This is a genomic window from Streptomyces oceani, assembly GCF_001751245.1.
GTDB lineage: Bacteria > Actinomycetota > Actinomycetes > Streptomycetales > Streptomycetaceae > Streptomyces > Streptomyces oceani.
On record NZ_LJGU01000118.1, the window covers coordinates 1 to 5,671 of the forward strand.

3 protein-coding genes and 1 pseudogene are annotated in these 5,671 nt (G+C 71.3%); all 4 read left to right on the forward strand.

Features of this window, described 5'->3' with window-relative positions:
• A pseudogene (locus AN216_RS10705) lies at nucleotides 1-781 on the forward strand (protein kinase); the annotation flags it as partial.
• Nucleotides 782-902: 121 nt separating this feature from the next.
• Entirely contained in the window at nucleotides 903-2,732 is a 1,830-nt protein-coding gene (locus tag AN216_RS10710; RefSeq protein ID WP_079166467.1) for a serine/threonine-protein kinase, read from the forward strand.
• A gap of 131 nt (nucleotides 2,733-2,863) precedes the next feature.
• The gene (locus AN216_RS10715) at nucleotides 2,864-4,648 is read left to right on the forward strand and encodes a succinic semialdehyde dehydrogenase (RefSeq protein ID WP_079166468.1); all 1,785 of its coding nucleotides are present in this window, start codon (nucleotides 2,864-2,866) and stop codon (nucleotides 4,646-4,648) included.
• Nucleotides 4,649-4,744: 96 nt separating this feature from the next.
• A partial coding sequence (locus tag AN216_RS10720) for an FAD-binding protein (protein WP_139140901.1) occupies nucleotides 4,745-5,671 on the forward strand: 927 nt, incomplete at its 3' end.

The following is a 5,671-nucleotide window of genomic DNA, read 5'->3' on the forward strand; positions in this document are numbered from 1 at the left end:
GCGGCGCTCGGCCGCCTCCCGCCGGCCGGGGGCGCGCGGTGGGGGCCCGCGCAGCCTGGGGCGGACGCTGGTGGGCCTGGTACTACTGGCGTTGACCCTGGTGGTGTTGTACGCCATGTGGTTCATGCCGGAGGCGGACAGCGGGGGCGGGCAACAGCGTGGGTCCCTGGGCGAATCCTCCGAGCGCGGCGGGGACTCCGGCGGGGACCCGGACGGCCCACAGGGCCGGGGCGGGGACAAGGACGAGGACACGGGTGACGGGGACTCGGGTGGCGCCGACACCGACTCCGGGAAGCAGCCCTCCGAGGGCCCGGGGTCCGGCCAGCTCCCGGAGGGTTTCGCGATGCACGAGGACGCCGCCGGCTTCCGGATCGCGTTGCCGGAGGGCTGGGACCGGCGCACGGTGCCCAGCAGCGAGCAGGTGCGCTTCGACCGGGGCAACTTCGAGATGATCGTGGTCAACGGGCGGGACTCGACGGCGAAGTACGGCAAGGATCCGCTGGCGTACCAGAGCGACAAGGAGCGGGAACTCGAGCCCTACCGTTCCTCGGGCTGGTCCTCGGCGAGTAGTCTGCGGCGTATTGACGTGGGAGACACCGCGATGGCCGAGGGCACGTACACCTGGGAGGACGAGAGCGGCCGGAAGGTGTACGTGCGCAACCGCGCGATGATTGTCGATGACCGATATCACCTCGTGCTCGTCATCGGCCCGGAGGACGAGGAGAAGGCGGTCGATCGGTACTTCGAAGGGGCGGTCGATACCTATCAGCCGCTGTCCTGAGGGACGCGGGTGACGCGTTGGTCGGCACCCGCGACCGGTCACCAGATGACAGGGCGTCCCGCCAGGGAACACTTTCCGCTGATGATCACTGTGCGCGACACAGTAGTGATGTGATGAGGTCATGACGAACGACGGGGACGCGGCGAACGAGCCGACGAGTTACGACCTGCTGCCGCCGCAACCGAGCCATGCCGCCAACAACCCGGCAGCGCAGTCCTCCTGGCAGGGGCAGGGGCAGGGGCAGGGGCAGAGACCCGGGCAGGCGCAGGGCTCGGGGCACGCGCAGGGCTCCAGCCCGGGGCACGGAGCGATTCCGCCCCCGGCCGGGAGGGGAGAGGGCCCGGAACGGTCAGGCGGTCCCGTGCCTGGTCCGGCGGCTGGTCCGGCAGGCGGTCCCGCGGCAGCCTCGTACGCCCCCACCCAGTTGGCCACCGGCGGCCAGCAGGACCCGGAGGCTGGACGCCTGGTCGGCGGCCGGTACCAACTCGTCGCGCGCCTGGGCCAGGGCGGAATGGGCACGGTGTGGCGGGCGCACGACCAGGTGGTGGAGCGTGAGGTCGCGGTCAAGGAGCCGCGGGTGCCGGCCCAGCTCTCCGAGCCGGAACGCCAGACGATGTACCAGCGGATGCGCCGCGAGGTCCGTACCGCCGCGCGTATCGACCATCCCTCGGTGGTCACCGTGCACGACGTGGTCGTCGAGGGCGAACAGCCGTGGATCGTGATGGAGCTGGTGCAGGGCTCCTCGCTGGCGGGTCAACTCGCCGAGGGCACCCTGGACGAGCGGGAGGTGGCGCGGATCGGCCTCGCCGTGCTCGGTGCCCTGGACGCGGCGCACGAGCGGGGGGTGCTGCACCGGGACGTGAAGCCGGACAACGTCCTGCTGGGACGGTACGACCGGGTGGTGCTCACCGACTTCGGCATCGCGCAGGTGGAGGGTGAGCAGGGGCTGACGGAGACCGGCGCGTTCATCGGCTCGCCGGAGTACATCGCGCCGGAACGGGTGCTGGGCCAGCGGCCGGGCCCGGAGTCGGACCTGTGGTCGCTGGGCGTGGTGTTGTACGCCGCCATCGAGGGCGTCTCGCCGTTCCGGCGCAACAACTCGCCCGCCACCCTCCAGGCCGTACTCTCCGCCGAGCCGCAGCGGCCCGCCCGCGCGCCCGGGGCACTGGGCATGCTGATCATGCAGCTGCTGCGGAAGAAGCCGAGCGAGCGTCCGGCCGCCGCGGAAGTACGGCGCGTCCTGCAGGAGGTGCACCGGCCGACCCAGCCGGCGGTCACCGGGGGGCCGGTCGGTGGCGAGAACCGCTTCGAGAACACCGTGCTGACCGGGGCCCGCAAGGTGCGGTACAGCCGCAAGGTGCAGATAGGCATCGTCGCGGTGCTGCTCGCGGGACTGATCCCGGCGGTGGTGCTGGAAACGGGCCTGATGGACAAGATCCGGGGGGACGAGCTGCCGTCCGGTTGGGAGAAGCGGGACGAGAGCAAGCGGGTCGGCGCGAGTTTCGCGGTGCCCAGCGACTACCAGCGCAGTGTCGGCGAGAACAGGGTGACCTTCGACGACCCGGGTGGCGTGTTCAAGATCTACGTGTCTCGGGAAGGCGGTATCGACGACTCCGCGCTGGAGGACGCGAACAGCCGTAAGGAGTTCTACGAGGACGGTGCTCAGGTCGACATCGGTGACGACACCATGGAGGAGGCCGAGCCGAGGGTGAACGAGTCCACGCACCAGGGCGCCGACGGCGCCGAGATCGTCACCACCTACCTGCCGCCGGACGACTACGACGACTCCACCGAGGAACTCCCCAGGCTTCGGCAGGAGATGACGGTCCTGAGCGAGGACAACGTCCGCTATCGCGTCTATGTGGACATGCCCAAAGCGGACGAGCACGCGAAGACCGGCGAGGAGATGTTCCAGGACGTCGTGGACAGTCTGAGGATCAACGAACTCTGAGGGCGAGCGGCGAGACGCCCGGCTGACGCACACCAATCCCGCCAGTGTCCGCTGGCGGGATTGTGCGTGGCCTGTGAAGACTGGTTACCGATGGGTATGCGTCATGCCACCCGCAGGCTTACTCTCAAGTCATGACGGACTCGCAGGACCCTCAGGACACCCGACTCGTGGACCAGCCGCTCCCGGACGGGCGACGGGGCCCCGGCGACCCCACCGGCCAAGGCGCCGGCGACGGTACCAGCACCGGCGGCACCGGCGGCACTGCCAGCACCGTCAGCGGCAGCAGCTCCGCCAGCACTGAGGCAGCCGACTCCGCCTCGGCCCGCAACCCCGTGGCATCCGCTCCGGGCTCCGGCCGGAGCCGCGCCGACGTCGTGACGCCCGAGTTGGTCGCCCGGCTCACCAGCCAGGTGATCGGCGGCGGCCGTACCACCAGCACCGCACCCCTCACCGGGGAAACCCTGGCCGAACTGCCGCAGGCCACGCCGGAGTCCGTCCAGGAGGACGTCGACACGGCGTTCGACCGCGCCCGCGCCGCACAGCCCGCCTGGGCGGACCGGCCCGTACGGCAGCGGGCCGCCGTCCTGCTGCGCTTCCACGACCTCGTGCTGCGCCGGCAGGCGGAGGCACTCGACCTGATCCAGTTGGAGACCGGCAAGACCCGGCTGCACGCCTTCGAGGAGGTGCTGGCCGTCGCCGTGGCGGCCCGCCACTACGGTCGCAAGGCGTCCGACTATCTCCGTCCCAAGCGGCACACCGGCGCGATCCCGGCCCTCACCAGGGTCACCGAACTGCGCCAACCGCGCGGTGTGGTGGGCCAGATCGCGCCCTGGAACTACCCCCTGGAACTCTCCGTCGGCGACGCCCTGCCCGCGCTGCTCGCCGGCAATGCCCTGGTCATGAAGCCGGACACGGAGACCGCGCTCACCGCCCTGTGGGCGCGGGAACTGCTCGTGGAGGCCGGACTGCCCGCCGAGGTCTGGCAGGTCGTGCTGGGTGACGGGCCGGTTGTCGGACCGGAGCTGGTGGCCCGGGCCGACTACGTCTCGTTCACCGGTTCCACCCGTACGGGTCGGGAGGTCGCCCAGCAAGCCGCCGCCCGGCTGGTGGGCAGCTCGCTGGAGTTGGGCGGGAAGAACGCCATGCTCGTGCTGCCGGACGCCGACCTGGGCAAGGCGGCGCAGGGGGCGCTGCGCGCGGCGTACTCCTCCGCGGGTCAGCTGTGCGTATCGGTCGAGCGGCTGTACGTCCACGAGTCGGTCGCCGAGGACTTCCTGGCCCGTTTCGTCGCGGCGACGAAGGCGATGCGGCTCGGCGGTTCACTGGCGTACGGGGCGGACATGGGTTCCCTGGTGTCCCAGCGCCAACTCGATCAGGTGGCGGGGCACGTGGCGGACGCGGTGGAGCAGGGTGCGACCGTGCTCGCCGGGGGCCGCGCGCGGCCGGACGTCGGGCCGCTGTTCTACGAGCCGACGATCCTCGACGGGGTCCGACCCGGGATGGCGGTGTGCGCCGAGGAGACCTTCGGGCCGGTCGTCTCGATCTACCGGTACGCCACCGAGGACGAGGCCGTGGAGCTGGCCAACGCGACACCGTACGGCCTCAACGCCAGCGTCTGGGGCCGCGACGGCCGGAACGCTCGGCGGGTCGCGGCGCGGCTGCGCGCCGGCACGGTGAACGTCAACGAGGGCTACGCCGCGGCGTACGGCAGCGTCCAGTCGCCGATGGGCGGCATGGGCGACTCCGGGCTGGGTCGACGGCATGGTTCGGAGGGGATTCTCAAGTACACCGAGGCGCAGACCGTGGCGCATCAGCGGGTGCTGCCGATGGCGCCGTCCCTCGGGATGAGCGACGAGGCGTACGCGGAGTTCATGACGCGTTCGCTGAGGGCGCTCAAGGCCCTGCGCTTCCGCTGACCGAGCAGCCGTCCGGTCGGGCGGGTCCGGACGCTCGGCGCGCGCGCCGAGCCGACCCGGAGTCGTCACCCTCATCGCCCCCGTCAAGGAGTTCCCGTGTCCGACCACGACCACGACTACGACGTCATTGTCATCGGCTCCGGATTCGGAGGCTCGGTGGCCGCGCTCAGGCTCACCGAGAAGGGCTACTCGGTCTGCGTCCTGGAGGCCGGCCGCCGCTTCGCCCGGGAAGACCTGCCGAAGAACTCCTGGGATTTGCGGAACTACCTGTGGGCGCCCTCGCTGGGGTTGTACGGCATCCAGCGGATTCATCTGCTGAACAATGTCATGATCCTGGCAGGAGCTGGGGTGGGCGGTGGCTCGCTGAACTACGCCAACACGCTCTACGTCCCGCCACCGGCCTTCTTCCAGGACCGCCAGTGGGGTCACATCACCGACTGGCAGGACGAGTTGGGAACCCACTACGACCAGGCGCGCCGGATGCTCGGCGTGCGGCCCAACCCCACGATGACGCCGTCCGACGTGCACCTCAAGGCGGCCGCCGAGCGGATGGGGGCGGGCGACACCTTCCATCTGGCGCAGGTCGGAGTCTACTTCGGGGACGGGCGGGACGCACGGTGCCCTCCCGAGGACAGCGACCGAGACGGCGGCGGCGACCGGGACGGTGACCCGCGGCGTACCGAGACACAGCGTGCCACCCCGCGGCAGGCGTCCGGGGCTGAGGTGCCGGACCCGTACTTCGGCGGCGCGGGGCCTTCCCGGCGCGCGTGCACGGAGTGTGGCGAGTGCATGACCGGTTGCCGGCACGGCGCCAAGAACACGCTCACCGAGAACTACCTCTACCTCGCCGAGCAGGCGGGTGCCAGGATTCTGCCGATGACGACCGTCGTCGACGTCCGGGAGTACGGGGGTACGGGCCGGGCCACGGAGGAGGCCGCCGGCGCGGAGGCCGAGGGCGGCGGGTATCTGGTCGGCGTGGTGCCGACCCGCAGCCGCCGCGGTCGTGGCAGCCGCCGGCGCGGG

Bases quoted from the DNA above. Each gene is read 5' to 3' on its own strand.
- AN216_RS10710 (WP_079166467.1), top strand. From the start codon at position 903: ATGACGAACGACGGGGACGCGGCGAACGAGCCGACGAGTTACGACCTG.
- AN216_RS10715 (WP_079166468.1), top strand. From the start codon at position 2,864: ATGACGGACTCGCAGGACCCTCAGGACACCCGACTCGTGGACCAGCCG.